The organism is Paenibacillus sp. D2_2 (assembly GCF_031199965.1).
Classification (GTDB): Bacteria; Bacillota; Bacilli; order Paenibacillales; family Paenibacillaceae; genus Fontibacillus.
This window is the reverse complement of sequence record NZ_CP133605.1, coordinates 3,744,040-3,761,595: the sequence shown is the minus strand read 5'-3', so window position 1 is coordinate 3,761,595 and position 17,556 is coordinate 3,744,040. Positions and strand designations below refer to the sequence as shown.

18 protein-coding genes and 2 pseudogenes are annotated in these 17,556 nt (G+C 44.3%); 15 read left to right on the top strand and 5 right to left on the bottom strand.

Going from position 1 to position 17,556, the window contains the following annotated elements:
* The first annotated feature begins 8 nt into the window (after positions 1–8).
* From RE628_RS19060 to RE628_RS19050, 3 genes are all read left to right on the top strand, one after another.
* Entirely contained in the window at positions 9–296 is a 288-nt protein-coding gene (locus tag RE628_RS19060) for a Dabb family protein (protein WP_309154531.1), read from the top strand.
* A 28-nt stretch (positions 297–324) separates the two neighbouring features.
* Positions 325–753: a DUF86 domain-containing protein gene (locus tag RE628_RS19055; RefSeq protein ID WP_309154530.1), complete on the top strand. Its 429-nt coding sequence runs from the start codon at positions 325–327 to the stop codon at positions 751–753.
* Positions 754–925: 172 nt separating this feature from the next.
* Complete coding sequence (locus tag RE628_RS19050) at positions 926–1,375, top strand: YtxH domain-containing protein (protein ID WP_309154529.1); 450 nt, start codon at positions 926–928, stop codon at positions 1,373–1,375.
* Between the two features lie 154 nt (positions 1,376–1,529).
* On the opposite strand, the gene araA is transcribed toward RE628_RS19050, so the two are convergent.
* From araA to RE628_RS19035, 3 genes are all read right to left on the bottom strand, one after another.
* Positions 1,530–2,954: an L-arabinose isomerase gene (gene araA / locus RE628_RS19045; RefSeq protein WP_309154528.1), complete on the bottom strand. Its 1,425-nt coding sequence runs from the start codon at positions 2,952–2,954 to the stop codon at positions 1,530–1,532.
* Positions 2,955–3,172: 218 nt separating this feature from the next.
* Positions 3,173–3,868 (bottom strand): L-ribulose-5-phosphate 4-epimerase, encoded by a 696-nt coding sequence (locus RE628_RS19040; RefSeq protein WP_309154527.1) that lies wholly within the window; start codon positions 3,866–3,868, stop codon positions 3,173–3,175.
* A 16-nt stretch (positions 3,869–3,884) separates the two neighbouring features.
* On the bottom strand, positions 3,885–5,492 hold the full coding sequence (locus RE628_RS19035) for a xylulokinase (RefSeq protein ID WP_375143125.1): 1,608 nt from the start codon (positions 5,490–5,492) through the stop codon (positions 3,885–3,887).
* Between the two features lie 230 nt (positions 5,493–5,722).
* Here RE628_RS19035 and RE628_RS19030 point away from each other — a divergent pair, with 230 nt between their 5' ends.
* Together RE628_RS19030 and racE are read left to right on the top strand one after the other, a co-directional pair.
* Positions 5,723–6,805 carry a GntR family transcriptional regulator gene (locus tag RE628_RS19030; protein ID WP_309154525.1) on the top strand — a complete coding sequence of 361 codons (1,083 nt, stop codon included), beginning with the start codon at positions 5,723–5,725 and terminating at the stop codon, positions 6,803–6,805.
* A gap of 138 nt (positions 6,806–6,943) precedes the next feature.
* Positions 6,944–7,753 carry a glutamate racemase gene (racE, locus tag RE628_RS19025; RefSeq protein WP_309154524.1) on the top strand — a complete coding sequence of 270 codons (810 nt, stop codon included), beginning with the start codon at positions 6,944–6,946 and terminating at the stop codon, positions 7,751–7,753.
* Between the two features lie 52 nt (positions 7,754–7,805).
* On the opposite strand, the gene RE628_RS19020 is transcribed toward racE, so the two are convergent.
* Positions 7,806–8,711: a diacylglycerol/lipid kinase family protein gene (locus tag RE628_RS19020; protein ID WP_309154523.1), complete on the bottom strand. Its 906-nt coding sequence runs from the start codon at positions 8,709–8,711 to the stop codon at positions 7,806–7,808.
* Positions 8,712–9,041: 330 nt separating this feature from the next.
* On the opposite strand from RE628_RS19020, the gene RE628_RS19015 reads away from it, so the two are divergent.
* The 10 genes and pseudogenes from RE628_RS19015 to RE628_RS18970 all read left to right on the top strand — a co-directional run bounded on the left by RE628_RS19015 (position 9,042) and on the right by RE628_RS18970 (position 15,478).
* The gene (locus RE628_RS19015; RefSeq protein ID WP_309154522.1) at positions 9,042–9,668 is read left to right on the top strand and encodes a TraX family protein; all 627 of its coding nucleotides are present in this window, start codon (positions 9,042–9,044) and stop codon (positions 9,666–9,668) included.
* Positions 9,661–10,188, top strand: coding sequence for a M14 family zinc carboxypeptidase (locus RE628_RS19010; protein WP_309154521.1), 528 nt, complete (start codon positions 9,661–9,663; stop codon positions 10,186–10,188). Before RE628_RS19015 ends, RE628_RS19010 begins: the two co-directional genes overlap by 8 nt.
* Positions 10,158–10,400 carry a M14 family zinc carboxypeptidase gene (locus RE628_RS19005; protein ID WP_309154520.1) on the top strand — a complete coding sequence of 81 codons (243 nt, stop codon included), beginning with the start codon at positions 10,158–10,160 and terminating at the stop codon, positions 10,398–10,400. Before RE628_RS19010 ends, RE628_RS19005 begins: the two co-directional genes overlap by 31 nt.
* 22 nt (positions 10,401–10,422) lie before the next feature.
* The gene (locus RE628_RS19000; protein WP_309154519.1) at positions 10,423–10,668 is read left to right on the top strand and encodes a M14 family metallopeptidase; all 246 of its coding nucleotides are present in this window, start codon (positions 10,423–10,425) and stop codon (positions 10,666–10,668) included.
* A 59-nt stretch (positions 10,669–10,727) separates the two neighbouring features.
* Positions 10,728–10,967 carry a YkvA family protein gene (locus tag RE628_RS18995; protein ID WP_309154518.1) on the top strand — a complete coding sequence of 80 codons (240 nt, stop codon included), beginning with the start codon at positions 10,728–10,730 and terminating at the stop codon, positions 10,965–10,967.
* A gap of 141 nt (positions 10,968–11,108) precedes the next feature.
* Positions 11,109–11,411 carry an iron-sulfur cluster assembly accessory protein gene (locus RE628_RS18990; RefSeq protein WP_309154517.1) on the top strand — a complete coding sequence of 101 codons (303 nt, stop codon included), beginning with the start codon at positions 11,109–11,111 and terminating at the stop codon, positions 11,409–11,411.
* A 1-nt stretch (position 11,412) separates the two neighbouring features.
* A pseudogene (locus RE628_RS18985) lies at positions 11,413–11,645 on the top strand (DUF1450 domain-containing protein).
* Between the two features lie 198 nt (positions 11,646–11,843).
* Entirely contained in the window at positions 11,844–12,452 is a 609-nt protein-coding gene (locus tag RE628_RS18980; RefSeq protein ID WP_309154516.1) for a TetR/AcrR family transcriptional regulator, read from the top strand.
* A pseudogene (locus RE628_RS18975) lies at positions 12,439–13,133 on the top strand (ABC transporter ATP-binding protein). Before RE628_RS18980 ends, RE628_RS18975 begins: the two are co-directional and overlap by 14 nt.
* Positions 13,133–15,478 carry an ABC transporter permease gene (locus tag RE628_RS18970; RefSeq protein ID WP_309154515.1) on the top strand — a complete coding sequence of 782 codons (2,346 nt, stop codon included), beginning with the start codon at positions 13,133–13,135 and terminating at the stop codon, positions 15,476–15,478. The pseudogene RE628_RS18975 and the gene RE628_RS18970 overlap by 1 nt, the downstream one beginning before the upstream one ends.
* 55 nt (positions 15,479–15,533) lie before the next feature.
* Here the strand turns inward: RE628_RS18970 and RE628_RS18965 are convergent, their stop codons facing one another.
* A complete protein-coding gene (locus tag RE628_RS18965) occupies positions 15,534–17,531 on the bottom strand; it encodes an LTA synthase family protein (protein ID WP_309154514.1) in 1,998 nt (665 codons plus the stop codon).
* Positions 17,532–17,556 lie beyond the last annotated feature (25 nt).

Genomic DNA, 17,556 nt, shown 5'->3' with positions numbered 1-17,556 from the left:
GTTTTTAGATGATCAAGCACATTGTTTTGTTTAAATTGAAGGACTCTTCACCGGAGAGCATTCAGGTGACGGAAGGAGTGTTGCGCGGACTGGAAGGCAAGGTAGAGCAGCTGCGGTCGCTGGAAGTCGGAGTTGACGTTGTCAAGTCGCCCCGTTCCTATGATATTGCTCTGATCGCTACGTTTGAGTCGCTGGAAGATTTGCAAGGCTATCAGGTTCATCCAGAGCATAAGAAAGTCATCGAGCATATGAATGAAGTACGGGAGAGCCAAGTAGCTGTAGATTTTGAATTCTAACAAATCGATAAGTCATGGAGGTTAGCGCATGTATTATGTGAACCGGGAGCAAATCGAACGGAGATTGGATGTTATTCCTGAGATTTTACAAGTGTTTACTCTAGCTAATACCAATCCGGGAGAGCACTTGCTGGCACGATATGCGGAGGAGAGGGCGCTTCATCTGGCTATCGAGGTCGTAACGGATGTTGGCAGTTATTTGATCGACGGCTTCATTATGAGAGATGCGAGCAGCTATGAGGATATCGTTGATATTATGATGGACGAGCAGGTCGTTGACAAGGAGCTTGGGGATACACTTACGAAGCTGGTACGTCTGCGCAGACCTCTTGTACAGGAATATTTCGATTGGGACAGATCTGGCGGGCATGAACTGGTTCAGCAGCTTCATGAGACATTGAATTCATTTGCAAATAAAGTTCGCGGTTACCTGGATCAAGAGGCAATTCACTCCTGACAAGCTGGTAAAAAAATAGGCGGTAAATTGTGACGGGCCAAGTTGCATCTGCTTATAATAACATTAATTATATAGGCATTCGCCCTGATAGTTGAAAGGAAGCTGTTTTTCCATAGGAGGACGGTGATCTGAACAGCTGTTAGTGTGGGTGTGCGATAAGGAGAGATGGAACATGAGTAAAGGAAACAAAGGCTGGATATGGGGCGCTGCTATCGGTACGGTCGTAGGTTCAGTTACAGCGCTGTTGTTCGCTCCAAAGGCGGGACGGGAACTGCGTAAAGATATTGCAGACGGCGCGCGCCAGGTTGGCGAGAAGACGTCAGAGGTAGCAGGCAAAGTATCTGAGCAAGGTGCACAGATTATTGACAAGGTAAAGAGAACAACGGGTGATTTGATTGAAGATTTTCAAGAATGGCGTGGAAGTAAATCTGATGGGATCGTTGAAGTACGTGTGTCATCCGTAGCTGATAATGAAGACCCACTGCTGCTAGAGACAGCTGTAATCGGCGTTGCCGAGGATACAGAACAAGCGGCAGCTACTGAAGAGATTGTAGAACCTACTTCCCAAGAAGCTGACGGTGAGGTCGCTCTAGAAGAGAAGGAAGAAATCGAGGAAGCTTAATTCAGTTAAGATCTGGTTAAGTAAGCCGATTTGAAAGTGAAGAGCGATGACATATCTATACTCAGAAGAAGACCTCTGTACCCCAATTTCGGGTTAGAAGTCTTCTTCTTTATTTGTTCTATACAGTTTGTATTATTCGTTGTAATTAATCCGTTTACTTAATCACTACGTATTCTAAATCAACAAGTCTCGCATAAGTAACAATTTGGTCTGTCGTTAAATGAAGGGATACGACGGTATGATGTCCTCCACCGTTCTCAATCCAGGCTTTAACCCCATCTTGGAAGTTTGGCTTAACGTTCCAAAGCACACGGGCCACTGGAAGTTTTGGAGCTGGAATTGACGGTTTAAATGCAGTAACTTCGTTAATCAATAGTTTATAATGAGTACCAAAATCAGCCATGGATACAACTACACCGTCTCCACTTTTACCGTCAAACACCAGACGCGCTGGATCTTCGCGATCACCAATACCTAATGGAGAGACGATAATTTTTGGCCGGTTGCTCGCCAGAGTAGGATCTACTTCAAGCATATGTGATTGGAGAATAGATTCTTGACCCGCCGTTAATTCATAAGTGTAATCTTCCATAAAGCCAGTGGACTTATTATGACTCATCACTTTAAGCAAGCGATCGAGCGCTGCAGTCTTCCAATCGCCTTCACCAGCAAAGCCATACCCCTCCGCCATCAAGCGTTGGACTGCAAGTCCAGGAAGCTGCTTCATACCATGCAAATCTTCGAAATTCGTTGTGAAGGCATTGTAGCCACCTTGATTTAGGAAGCGTTTGATGCCAATTTCATAACTTGCTTGTACTTTTACGCTAGCCTCCCAGGCTTCTTTACTATATGTGCCGTAATCAAATTCATAAAGCTCTGCATATTCAGCAAACAAAGCATCAACTTCTTCTGCTTTAACATCATTTACGTATTGAACTAGGTCACCAATACCGTAGTAGTCAACGGTCCATCCAAATTGAATTTGTGCTTCTACTTTATCCCCTTCGGTCACGCCAACGTGGCGCATGTTGTCACCAAAGCGAGCGACTTTAATGTTAAAGCTTTCGTTGTAGGCTACCGCTACGTCCATCCAATCTGCAATTTGCTTCTGTACTTCAGGGCGTTCCCAATACCCGACTACAATTTTGTTCTGCTTCTTCAATCGTGCATTGATAAAACCATATTCACGATCACCATGAGCGGCCTGGTTTAGATTCATGAAGTCCATATCGATCGTTGCCCAAGGGATGCTTTCATTATATTGCGTTGCTAAATGAAGCATAGGCTTTTGCAAGAGCTTGGTACCGCGAATCCACATTTTAGCAGGCGAGAACGTATGCATCCAAGTGATGACACCGGCAACATCGTCACGATAGTTGACTTCTTTCATGATGCTTGTAATTTTATCTGCACTGACAGCTAGATCCTGTAATACAAGGGGGTAGGGTAACACTCCGCTATTATTCAACGCATCTGTCATGGTTTGAGCATGAGATTTTACTTCAGATAAAGCTTCTTCTCCATATAGATGCTGCGATCCTACGACAAACCAAAACTGTTTTGCTGCGACTGTTGACATATTCATCCTCTTTTCTAATCTTTTTTAGAGGTAGTTCAAAAAGTCCGCTTTTGATCACGAAGCAACACTGAGAGCTTATTCGACATCGAATCTTGAATTCAGCCGGGCCTTCCGGTGCTCACGTACCCACTACGTACGCTCCGCTCCTCAGTCCCTAGCTTCATTCAACCTTCTCGGTGCTGAAAACCGCCTTTTGAACACGCACTTTTAGGGATATATTACTTCTGTCCGTAGTAAGCGTTTTGGCCATGTTTGCGTAAATAATGTTTATCTAGAATACGTTTCGGCAATTCCTCAGCATAATGGTTCAGCTCTCTGGCAAATAAGTTCATTTTTGAAACTTCTTCCAGCACCACGCTGTTCATCACCGCCGATTTTGCATCTTTACCCCAAGTGAACGGCCCATGCCCCTTAAGTAAAATGCCGGGAACTGCCAAAATATCTATACCTCGTTGTTCGAAAGTTTCGATGATGACACGACCTGTCTCTGCCTCGTAACCACGTTGAACTTCCTCTTGTGTTAGAAAACGGGCACAGGGGATGGTACCATAAAACGTATCAGCGTGTGTCGTTCCCATTACAGGAATATCGAGTCCTGCCTGGGCCCAAATCGTTGCCCATGTGGAATGGGTGTGCACGATCGCTCCGATTTCCGGGTAATGCTTATATAGTACAGCGTGGGTAGGTGTGTCGGATGAAGGATTTAAATCTCCTTCAATCACATGGCCATCCAAATCAACAACTACCATATCGCTAGCTTTCATCGTCTCATAACTTATACCGCTCGGTTTAATGACGAACAAACCACGCGAACGATCGATACCGCTTACATTCCCCCACGTATATTTGATAAGTCCTTGTTTTGGCAATTCAAGATTGGCCTGATAAACTTCTTCTTTAAGTTGTTCTAACACGTCGCTCCCTCCATTTTCACGCCAAATTGTCGACAGCGGTCTGTTCAATGACCAGACCTTTTTTGTATCTGTCCATAAAGGTTTCGAATCCTTTTACGTCGATTGAATCAGGATGAATTTCTTGTCCCTCAACATTTTTGAATACCTTGTAGTCGAGAAATTCTTCTAAGCTCTCTTCATGAGCTTTGTTCATCATGTAAGAGGCAAGAATAGCCATACCCCAAGGTCCGCCTTCTCCAGCTGTAGACAAGACAGATACAGGAACATTCATAGAGGCTGCCATCATTTTTTGGCCGACAACCGGGGTCTTAAATAAACCTCCGTGACCTAAAATGCGGTCAATGGCGACATGCTCTTCCTTTGTTAAAATATCCATACCGATTTTTAAAGCTCCAAAAGAAGTGAACAAATGAGTTCGCATAAAATTAGCCAAATTGAATTTGCTCTCAGGCGAGCGGACAAATAATGGACGACCATGCTCCAATCCTGTAATATGCTCGCCCGAGAAATAACCGTAGCTGAGCAACCCGCCGCCATCCGGGTCTGCTTCCAGTGCTTTATTCAGCATCACGTTGTACAATTGGCCGGTTTCTACCTTTTGTCCCATGGCATCAGAGAACTCGCGGAATAATCCGAGCCAAGCGTTAATATCACTGGAACAGTTATTAGCATGAACCATGCCAACTGGATTTCCATTTGGGGTAGTGACTATATCGATTTCCGGATACACTTTTGACAGCCCATTCTCAAGTACAATCATTGCAAAAACAGATGTTCCTACGGAGACATTTCCGGTGCGCTTCCGTACGCTATTCGTAGCAACCATCCCTGTTCCGGCATCTCCTTCCGGAGGACAAAGCGGAATACCTGCTTGTAACTGATTTGAAATATCAATTATTTTCGCTCCTGCTGCGGATAAGACACCCGCCTGTTCGCCGGCAGTATATACCTTAGGAAGTAGATCTATGATCTTCCACGGGTATCCCTTGCAAGCAACAAGTTCATCAAACTGCCTGATCATGGATTCATGATAATCGCCTGTAGATTCATCAATCGGGAACATTCCCGACGCATCTCCAATACCCAGTGCTTTGCTTCCGGTTAAGAGCCAATGAATATATCCTGCTAATGTCGTTACAAACCGGATCCGAGGTAGATGTTCTTCTTCGTTTAATATCGCTTGATATAGATGAGCAATGCTCCAACGTTCAGGAATATTGAATTGGAATCGTTCAGTCAATTGTTTGGCTGCCGTACCTGTTGTTGTATTACGCCAAGTACGGAAGGGAACGAGTAATTCATTCTTGTCATCGAAAGCCATATACCCATGCATCATTGCCGAAAAACCGATCGAACCGATGGTTTGGAGGGGGACTCCGTATTTGTGTTCAACTTCTTGCTGCATATCAGCGTATGCCTTTTGCAGACCTGTGATAATATCCTCTAAGCTATACGTCCAAAAGCCATCCTGCAACTGATTTTCCCATTCGTAACTTCCTGAAGCGATCGTCTGAAAGCTATGATCAATCAGTACTGCTTTAATACGAGTGGATCCGAATTCAATACCAAGCGAAGTCTCTCCTTTAGCAATCGCTTGGGTGATGCTGCTCAACCGATTTGAAATCAAATGGCTCACCTCTTTGACAGCACTTTTTTAAAAATTACAAAACATCCTTACCAATTTACAATTATAGTATGTTTTCTGTACGTACATTTGTCAATAATATAATGAATATGTAAATACAAATATAGCTTACTTTTTTATTTATTTCATAGATCATGTTATAATTTGTACTTACAAATACAGTAGATTATATGAATTGTTCAGCGAGCTTATTAGGGAGAAGGAGTTATATGAGACCAAAATATCAAGTAATCATTGATGATATAAAAAGCAAAATCCTATCAGGAGATTACAGTGTGGGAGAACAAATTCCTACGGAGTCTGCTATGCAGTCCATGTATGAGGTGAGTAGACAGACGGTTCGAAAAGCGATTCTAGAGCTATCCAACGAAGGGTTTCTACGAAGCGAGAAAGGGTCAGGTACTTACGTTAGCAATCAATATCGTTCAAAATCCGGCGGGAGTGCCCATAAGAAGACCATCGGCGTAATCACTACCTATATCTCCGACTACATATTTCCTTCTATAATCCGGGGGATCGAAAGCAGATTAAATGAGGATAATTATTCACTACTACTGGTCAGTACCAATAACGATGTTGAACAAGAAAAAAAGGCGCTGGAAATGATGCTGTCCTATGGCGTAGATGGATTAATTATTGAACCTACGAAAAGTAATCTTTACAACCCCAATATCGCGTACTATTTGTCATTTAAGGAGCAAGATATTCCATTCATTATGATCAACGCTTATTATGAAGAACTTGAGGTGCCTTTCCTCTGTCTCGATGATGTTCAGTCCAGTTATTTGGCTACAAAAGAATTGATCTCCAAAGGGCATAGCCAAATTGGACTGATTGCTAAAATGGATGATTTACAGGGGAAGTACCGTATGAAGGGGTATATCAAGGCGCTTGGTGAAGCCAAGTTGCGCTTTTATCCGGAGCAAGTTTTTTCATTTGATACGGAGACGAAACAGGCGCTTTCCACGAACTTGCAAGACTACTTAAGTAAAAATAGAGATGTACTCACAGCTATTGTTTGCTACAACGACGAGGTCGGAATGGAAGTCCTCAATGTTTGTAAACAGCTGGGTATCTCGATTCCAGAGGAATATTCGATTATCGGTCAAGATAATTCCTATATCGCAAAGAACGCAAATATCAAACTAACTACATTGACACACCCTCAGGAACAAATGGGACGTGATGCAGCTGATTGGATTATTAACAAGTTACAAGGGAAGAAAAATAATCCAGACCATGTGTATTATCAACCCGTGTTAATCGAAGGGGAAACTGTTTTAAAGAGATAGAAATGTGCGTTAATGCGGTTATTTGCATCCTTGTTCCGTCCTTGAAATTACGCTAATATTTAGGTACGCTTTAAATAAGGCAGTCATAAAGTAACGAGTAGAGAAATAAAACTAATAAATAAAGGAAGCGGTATTTTCGTGCAGCAAGCCATCGCAATATTAGACTCGGGCGTCGGAGGACTTACCGTCGTCAAGGAAGTCATGAGACAGCTTCCTAGAGAAAAGATTATTTATTTTGGAGATACCGCGCGTGCTCCTTATGGTCCACGTACACCTGAAGAGGTATGCTCCTTTACAGAGCAGATCGTTGATTTTCTGAGTCAATTTGATCCTAAAATGATTGTTATCGCCTGTAATACTGCCACTGCGGCGGCTCTGGAATATATCAAAGGAAAGGTGAATGTTCCTGTAATCGGTGTAATACATCCAGGAGCCCGTGCGGCGATCAGCGCCACCAAGACAGGGCAGATTGGAGTTATTGGCACCTTAGGTACGATTCGAAGTGGAGCCTATATAACGGCTCTCAAGGAATTAAATCCAGGAGTGGAAATCGTAAGTAAGGCGTGTCCAACATTAGCGCCTTTGGTCGAGCAAGGGCGATATGAGACTCCGGAGGCTCTGGAGCTTGTCCAGGAATCACTTACGGAGATCAGATTCTATTCACTTGATTGTCTTATCCTCGGTTGTACCCATTACCCATTCCTCAAGAAGGAGATTAGGCAGGTCATGGGGCCGAACGTTAAGCTGATCAGCTCCGCCGATGAGACGGCGCGGGAGATCAGCACAATTCTGTATCAGAAAAATTGTCTGGCGCGAGGAAATGAAATTCCGATTCACCAGTTTTTCTGCAGCGGAGACCCGGAAATATTCCGTAAAATAGCCTTGCAATGGTTAGGAGAACAAATAGAGTTAACACCGATTGTATGGCAGGTAGCGAATCCTTCTTAACTAGAAAAAACCTTTGGGTGGGTATAACCATCCAAAGGTTTTTTGCTCCATACTATTTAGGGAGCGGGCACATTACCATTAAAGCACCCGGATCCGCCGAGACGGAGAGAGGTGTAGAAGCGATTTGCTCTCCATCACCTAGCGCAAGCCGTGAAAGTGAGCTATGGACTGAGATTTGTTTACCACGCATCATCGTCACAAAAGGAAGCCGTGTATGCTTACCGAACAGCAAGGTAGGAAACAAGAAAAGCAGTTTAAGCTTGGAGCAATCATGAACGATGCAAATGTCTAACAAGCCGTCATCTGGTTTTGCTTCAGGGCAGATCGTTAGCCCTCCACCATAGCTAATCACATTATTGACTGCGGTCAACCAGGCCGAAGAATATTTATGAATAACTCCGTCACATTCTACGGTAAGCTCGGCTGGGCGAAAGGTGAGTAAGGTATGAAATACGCCAATCACATAGGCTAACCTACCAACCCCCAGTGAGTTGCATATCTTCTTATAACGACTCTTATTGACATTGTCCGCTACCTCGGCATCGAAGCCGACGGCCAGGGCGGTTAGCGTACTACGACCCTTCGTTGAGATAAGATCAGTAATTCTTGGTAATCCCTGCAACATCGTATCTACAGCCGCCGGTATCTTCTTGGGGATTCCGAATCCCCGAGCGGTATCATTGCCGGAGCCAGCCGGGAAGACAGCCAGGGGGATCCCAGTAGCGCGCAGCGCGGGTAAGAGACTGTGGATCGTCCCGTCCCCGCCTACGACTCCAACCGCTTTCCAATCTACTGGAGCGGCTAACCGTTCCTTGAGATAATCATGGGCTCCCTCAGCACTCTCGGTAAATTGATATTCATAAGTTACTCCTTTATCATCAAGGATCTGCCTAATTTCACTCCAGACCCGTCTTCCACCCCCATTGCCTGAACGTTGATTCACAATAAATAAGTACATGTTAGCTCCTCCATACGTTGGTCATTCTATTAGAGGTTGTTTAAAAAGTCCACCTTTGATCACGTAGTAAATCATGAAGCTATTCGGCATCGAATCTTGAATTCAGCCGGGCCTTCCGGTGCTCACGTACCAACTACGTACGCTCCGCTCCTCAGTCCCTAGCTTTATCCAACCTCCTCGGTGCTGAAAGTCAGACTTTTTAAACACGAACTATTAGAGGTTTTTCTCTTTGAATGCGTATTCAAAATAGGTCAACTTACATATTTTAAGTAGTTTAAGTGTAACAAAATAATATTAAAAAGGAACCATTAAATTTTGAGGAGAGAGCCTATGCAATGGATCGCGATCATTACGATGCTGCTGGATCATATCGGAGCAGCGTTCTTTCCCGGAGAATTAATATGGCGTATTATCGGCCGTATCGCCTTCCCGATCTATGCCTATGCTTTGGTTCAAGGCTTCCGTCATACAAGTAGCTTCGGTAAATATATGCTGCGGCTTACGATCATTACGGTTCTGTCTCAGCTTCCCTATCAGATGGCCCTAGGCCGGAGCGGATTAAATGTTGTGGCTACGCTCCTGGTGGCTGCCCTGCTGATGCGTTTGCTTGACCAATTTAGACCAGGTATACTGTCGATCTTGTTGATCGCTGGCTGTAGTCTGCTGGTGGAGGTTATCCCGTTTGATTACGGGGCATATGGACTGCTTCTTGTGCTTATATTCAGATATGCGCAGAAATATCAGCTGCTGTTCATGCATTTACTGCTTAACGTGATTTATTTACTGGCATATGGATGGGTTGTGCAAATGGCTAGTATTTTACCAACACTGTTAATAGTGCTAGGTCCAGTACTGTGGCGCAGGATAGAGTTGATTAGAATGCCGCGTTGGTTATGGCGATCTTATTACCCGCTTCATCTTCTGGTGCTGGCGGCGATCAGCTACTGGCATGGTTAACAAACGGAATTTTTGCTTGAAAAGGAGGAGAGAACATGCAGTTATCGCAATTTGCAGATCGGGTGAGAACCCCGTTGTTGAGGTGTGCGGTGGTTATCGTTATGCTGACTTTCTTACTCAAAGCACTAAACTGATGAGGAAATATCCACATCTAAGTTGTCGTAGTATCGGCCGGAGTGTTCTTGGGCGGTCAATTGACTGTTTTATGATCGGAAATGGTCCAGAACAGCTGCATATGAACGGGGCTGTGCATGCGAATGAATGGATTACAGCTCCACTCTTGCTGCGTTTTATGGAGGACCTATTGGAATGTAGCAGTTCGCAACGGTTGGAGACCATCACTCATTTGCTGCAGCAAGTAACTCTCTGGATTGTGCCAATGGTTAATCCGGATGGAGTCGATCTAGCCCAGGACGGAGCTGTGATTGCCGGGGATGACTTGAGAAGTTGCTTACTTGAGTGGAATGGCGGACAGGATAACTTTACCACTTGGAAGGCAAATATACGCGGATTGATCTGAATGACCAGTTTCCGGCCTTCTGGGAGATCGAGTGTGAACGGCGCGAGGTTAGTGGCCCTGCATCTCAGGATTACAGTGGCTCCTGTCCACTTAGCGAGCCAGAAGCCAAGGCGCTGGCGGAGTTGACGGAAACGGTGGACTTCAGCCGTGTTCTCTCTTCATACACAAGGCCGGGAAATATACTGGAACTACCGGGATCAGGAACCGCCTGAGGCGGAGGAGCTGGCAGATAGAATGGCAGAAGTGAGTGGTTATCGTGCAGTAAAGCTGAGCGGAAGTGATGCAGGCTATAAGGACTGGTTCATACTGAAATTCCACCGTCCAGGATTTACCGTAGAGGCAGGTGAGGGTAAAAATCCACTGCCACCGCAGCAATTCGATTCGATCTATACAGACTTAGCACCATTGTTACTGGAGTTCATCCGGGGTAGTCTGATCCCCGGATTGCAGCTGGACAGAATTGTATTTGTCTCTGCCTAGGAAATAAACTAGTGTAGAAGAGAGGAAACAGGGTATTCTACTTCTAAGGAGGGCTCGCGATGAAATGGTCGAAATTGTGGTCACTGCGTTATTGGTCGCATATTTTCAAGCGGGTACCCAAGTTGCTTCAATCTCCGCAGATTCCATTGCTGGACAAGCTTTTACTCATTGTTCCGGCTTTGCTCTATTGGGTGCTGCCCGATTTCCTGCCGTTCATTCCGATTGATGATATGGCGGTCACGATGCTGTTAATGAACTGGTTCGTAAAGCGAGCAGAGCGTAAATATCCATCGATTTAACGGCAAATTCACATACAGATAAGGATCTCAATCTACAGAATATATATGTGGGACTCTTGCATCTCCGCCAGGGTTTCTTTACAATAGGAATATTGGCAGTATAGATATATAACATATTTGCTGAACAGGAGATGTCGTTTCATGAAAGTCAAAATTACCCGCAATGCGGCCAAAGTGATAAAGAAAGAAATGGACAAGGAAGAGAACAAAGACTTAGTCTTGAAGGTATTGATTACCCATGCTCATGGTGACCATGCTCATTACGGCCTTGATTTGGTCAAGCCTGATGACAAATTGACATTGGTATCGACCGACAAGGAAATCGATGTTCTCGTTGATGCGAATGAGCCGTTGCTCGATGGTGTGAAGATCGATTATTTGTACTTACCTGAAGAAGGTTTCGTGATTACGAATCCGTCCAAAGGTAATCACGGAGATCACTAAGATGGCGAATGACATTCGCATTTGCGATAAATGCAATCATATCCGTATGAAGACGCTAGTGCCGAAGCTGCAGAAAATGGCGCCAGATGCCGATATCAAGATCGGATGTAAGTCTTATTGTGGGCCATGTGGCAAAGGGCATTCGTCTACATTAACGGTCGTTATGTTAGCGGTCCGACGGAAGATGAAGTGCTGGAGAAGGCGGCGCCTTTCGTGAAGAAGCCGAAAAATTAAGAGCAGCTATTATCAATTTATTCTAAAAGACGTTCAATATATTGAACGTCTTTTTTGCGTTGCATGATTTCCTAATAAGTATCGTCAGCTTGTATCTATCCGCTTGATCTCGAGCCTTGACAGAAAGAATAGCGAGGAGTATATATATTTATAATGACTATAAATACTTAATGTAGTCAAAATAAAGAGGTGATGTACATGCCGAAAATGGTTAGTAAGGAAGAAAAGCGGTTGATTCAGGAAGCTCTACTGCAGAAAGGCATCCTTCTGATTCGTGAAAAAGGCTTAAAACGAGTCACAGTAGACGACATCACTAAGGCAGCTTCGATTGCCAAAGGCTCCTTCTACAGCTTCTATCCGTCCAAGGAAGAATTTCTGTACGAGATTGTAAAAAAAGCTGAGAAAAAAATGTTGGATACTATTCTGACTATTCAGTATGATGACGGTAATTTTCGTGACAATGTAGTAAGGGCCTTGAAGGAAATATACCTTGCTCCAGACAGCATCGCTCTGTTTGTTCAGCCAGATGATCTTGAATTCCTTATGCGTAAATTGCCTGACAAGGCACAGGAATGGAAGGATCAGAAGCCACAGGATAACTTTAAGAGAACCGCGCAAATATTCGGGATAGCAGAAGATGATATGATGGCTTTTGGCGTTCTGTCATATCTAATGGATGCATTACAATATGTAGCGTCCTGTAAATCTAATTATGGGGAGGCCAGCCGGGAGCAGAGTCTAGAAATACTCGTAGATACGATAGCTGATTTCCTTCAGACAAGGAGGAAAGATCATGATCAAATTTGATCATATTTGCAAGACTTATCAGATTGGAGAAGTAGAAGTAAATGCTCTTCAGGAAGTAAGCTTTGAAATAATGGAGGGTGAACTTGTTATTATTCTTGGGGCCAGCGGAGCCGGAAAAGCACGATCTTGAACCTTCTAGGCGGTATGGATACAGCAACCTCAGGCGAGATCATGGTGAATGGTCGAAATATTACGACGATGAACGAAAGAGAACTTACCGAATATAGAGGCAAAGCGGTAGGATTTGTATTTCAATTCTATAATCTTATTCCTAATCTGACGGCTGAGGAGAATGTAGACTTTGCTGCCGAATTTACTGATAAGCCGCATAGTGCGAAGGAAGTTCTATCTATGGTGGGACTGGATGACAGGCTAAGTCATTTTCCATCCCAACTTTCTGGAGGAGAACAGCAGCGAGTAGCGATTGCTCGTGCGATTGCCAAAAATCCTCAACTTCTGCTATGTGACGAACCGACGGGGGCGCTGGATTATGAAACGGGGAAATCCATATTAAAGCTATTGCAGAAAATTAATCGCGAACAGAACAAGATGATTGTGCTGATCACACATAATTCCTTGATAGCACCGGTCGCTGACAGAGTCATCAAAATGAAGAGCGGCAGAGTTGAATATATGATCCGGAATGAAGAACCGCAGTCCGTAGAAGGGATTGAATGGTGATGGGGAATTTAAGAAACAAGCTGTTTCGTGATATACGACAGTTTAAGGGACAATTTATCGCCATCACGATCGTGATCCTTATAGGCACCTTTTTCTATACCGGATTCTCTAACTTTGCCAGAAATCTTGAGGATTATGCGGATGACTACTTTACCAGAAGTAACTTGGCAGACCTTTGGCTATACTATTCTGAAGTTTCCCAAGAAGATATTAACGAGCTCGAATACATAGATGGTGTTCGGACAGCGGAAGGCCGCACCGTGTTGAACGTCAATCAGGAAATTAACAATCTAAAAACTACTCTCAAGGTCCATTCCCTGACTAGACAAATTAACAAACTCACTCTTCTGGAGGGAGAGATTCCTGAAGAATATGGTAGTGTTGCCGTAGATTGGGATTACGCTCGCGAGCATGGGATACATACAGGGGATACGGTGACTCTTATCATTAAGAACGAGTATTATCCATTAACTGTTTCTGGTTTAATCGAAAATGCAGAATATACGATCAAGTCACGGGATACATCGGATTTTCCACCGAATCATCAGGAATACGGAATTGCCTATGTTTCGGAGATGACGAGTAAGAATTTATTTGGGATTACAAAATATAATGAGGTATTATTGGATGTTGATGAAATAGTACCGCTTGACCTTGTTGAGAAGAGAGTGGAGGCCATCTCAGAGAAAAATGGCAGCAGTTATCTGTATACTCTGTATCGCGAGGCGAATTTAAGCTACAAGCAGTTTACTGATGAGATCGCTCAGCAGAAGGAGTTTTCCAAAATCTTGCCGGTTGTCTTCTTTGTAGTGGCGGCTATGATTACTTATCTTACGATGAGCAGAATCGTAGATGCGCAGCGGACACAAATTGGTGTAATGAAGGCAATGGGAGCAAGTCGCCGTAAAATTACGACTCACTATCTAGGCTTTGCTGTAATAGTAGGGTTAACGGGCGGAGTAATTGGTTCACTGAGCGGGTCATATATTTTCCCGAAAATTTTCATGGAACAAGTCATGGCGATAATTTCCCTGCCCGGCTTTGTGATTCAAATTCATTATTTATTCATTCTGCAGGCGCTAATTTTATCTGTTTTATTTGCGGCTCTAGCTTGTTATATTTCGGTAAGAAAAATATTAAGAGAGAATGCGGCTCAGGCTATGAGAGCGAAGCCTCCCAAATCAGTCAAGCGCTCGCTTATTGAGAGAATACCTGCCCTTTGGAACAGGATGGATTACAGTAATAAATTGATTGTCCGTAATATCTTCTTCAATAAACAGAGGACAATCTACAGTGCGGCAGGTATTATTTGTTGCGTGTCCTTTCTAATATTGGCCTTTGGTTACAAGGGATCAAGGGCGGAGCTTATTGAGAAGCAATTTAGCGAGGTCTACAACTATGACCTACGGGTGATGTTTAAGGAGCCGATCGAGCAGGGAACACTACCAAGTTCTGAAGGGGTTCAGGCTGCCAGTAAAATGATGCAAACAGAGGTGGTCGTGACTAATCTCTCTGATAAGCGTAATTTGAATCTGATCGCTTTAAGCAGCGGCGACAATTGTATCCATAATTACGATGAACAAGGCAATCTGCTCAGATTAGATGATACATCCGTAATTATTTCAAAGCGCTATGCCCAGACGCATAATCTGGATATTGGTGATACGCTTAAGATCAAGCTGATCGCACCGGAATATCGAGGCGCGACCTTTGATGTGAAAATCGGCGGCATTTCAGTACAGTATTTGAATCAGGATATTTATGGAACATTTACTTTACTCCGTGATCATGGGATAGATCTTGGTGCCAATACAGTACTTTACCGCATGCATGAGGGAGTGTCTGTTCAGGACCTATACAATACTTTTAATACAATGGATTCGGTTAAAGAAGTTAAGACCAGGAGTGATATCAGAGCAGCGACGGAAGATGGCCTGCAAAATCTATTCGTGATGATCATTGTTATTATTGTTTGTGCGGTAGTTCTGTCTGCAGCAGCTATTTATAACATATCGGTCATCAATATCCAGGAACGATTCCGTGAGTTAGCAACGTTAAAGGTATTAGGGTGTCAGCAAAGACGAATGAATAGCTTAATATTCAAAGAGAATATCATCATTACACTGTTCTCCATCCTTGTAGGAATCCCTGTGGGGGTAATGCTGTATATTCATATCCTGAAGGCCTTTACTTTAGACAATATGGTATTCCCGGTTTATGTAACGGCTGACTCCATTCTGTGGCCTGTAGCCATCACTTTGTTAGTTACCGTCGTCTGCAATTTCACCCTAAGGCGCAAGACCAAGCGAATCGACATGACTGAATCCTTGAAGATTAATGAGTAAAATAGCTAGCGGCGGGTTTGAGCAATCTCAAAGCCGCCGCTTTTTTAGACTTATATTATTCCTCTGTTCTCAGCAATTTGATTAAATCCTCCGTAATCACACGGTCAGATATGGATAGGCGCTTATTCGCTTCTTCATAAGGGATCCTGCACTTCTCTACATCGGTAAGCTTGCGTGTCGTAAGATCATAGCAGGAGCCATTATCGAACCGGCTATCCGGCGACGGAATGTAATATAGCTTACCGTCTGTGAAAGCGCCTGATCGAAGCACGACAAATCGTTCCTGATTGGAGAATAAATTGTTACCCATCATATAGTCATTTTCGGTCGAGATCCCAAGTAAGTGCAGTAATGACGGGGCCATATCAAGCTGACCCGCAGGCTCGTCGTAAATCCCGGCATGCTGTCCATCAGGCAGATGGATCAGTAGGGGAACCTGGTTCATGATTTGGCTCATATCAAGACTGGATAAGGATTCACCGAGAAGTTGCTCATAAGGCTCCTTGTCTTGGATTGAGTTGTCATGATCACCGTAGAAGACGAGAATCGTATTATTCCAAATCCCTTGCTGTTTCATTCCTTCTATCAGTTCGCCTAGCGCCGCATCCACGTAATGGACAGATTGCAGATAGTCCCCAAATATAGTTCCTTTGAAATCACCTGTATTCAGCTCTTGCACGCTGGCAGGAAGCGTGTAAGGATGATGGCTCGATAAAGTAATCAGGAACGAATAGAAGGGCTGCTGTTCCTTGGACATCATCTCCAGCGATTGGCGGAAGAAGGACTTGTCGCCGAGCGACCAGCCGATGGCCTCATCTATTTTGTAATCCGGCTTGCTGTAGAAATGGTCGTAATTCATCGCTTTATACATATTCAGACGATTCCAGAAGCTGCTCTCGTAAGCGTGGAAGGCTCCGGTCTCGTAGCCGTTATCCTTCAGAATGCTCGGTAGCAAATCATATTCATGGTCTGGAAAGCGGACAAAGACGGAACCGGTAGGCAATGGATGAAGAGAGCTCTGTGATGAGAAATCGGCGTCCGAGGTTCTACCTTGTCCGGTCTGATGATAGTAATTGGAGTAATATAAACTCTCCTTCATAAGGCGGTTGAAATTCGGGGTAATCTCCTGACCTCCGATTTCTTTGCCGATCATAAAATTCATAAAGGCTTCGGCCTGAACGACGATAATATTGCTGCCGCGATAAGCACCAAAGGTGTCATTCTGAACAACCCGTCTGGATTTGGCCTGTTCGAACCATTGCTGTATTTCCTGCTTCTCTTCGGCGCTAAGCTCAGGCTTCCCGCCAAGATGCTCTTTGGTATAACGGTAGACATCATAATAATGGAACCCTAGCAGACCGGTAACATTATAGAGGGAAATATTCCACCAGCCTCCCTCGAATAAACCAGCGGCCCATGTCTTGGTATAATGCCTGATCGGACCGAGTGTCATTGCGAAGCCAATGATGAAGATCATCAGCCCGCTGGCAAAGCGCCGAATCGCCACAAGTCTCCAAGATTCTCTATCAGAATACGAATAGGTCTGTGGATAGAGGGAGCCGAAATGACTGCGCTGCGTATTCCGAAGTCGCCATCGGCGTACACCAAGAAATAGTCCGATGATCAGCCCTAACAGCAGATCGGCAAATAGCCAAAGATCCGACACGTGGATCAGTGAGCGGATACTATCCCCGAGCTCACCGACTTGACCAGCCTGCAGTAGCACAGGGATCGTAATGAAATCACCGAAATAACGATAATAGACCAGATCGGCAAAGATGAGGAAGGTGAGGACAAGATCAAGGATCCAGAGGGTGGCTAAGCGTCCGCGCCACGGCAGCCAGAACACCCAGAACGAGATCAGCATAATTGAACCGATGGCGATCACATCGTCCAGCAGGTTCATATCGATATATCTGGCGTGCAGGTTGTTATGAAGAATAACTAGTTTATAGAAGATCAGAAATAAAAAGACGATATATGCAAAAAAACGGGCACGATACAAACGTGTGAATAAGGCTAGCAGACCCCGGTCCCGTGATTGACTCAGCATGAAATGCCAGCCTCCTTTCTAAATC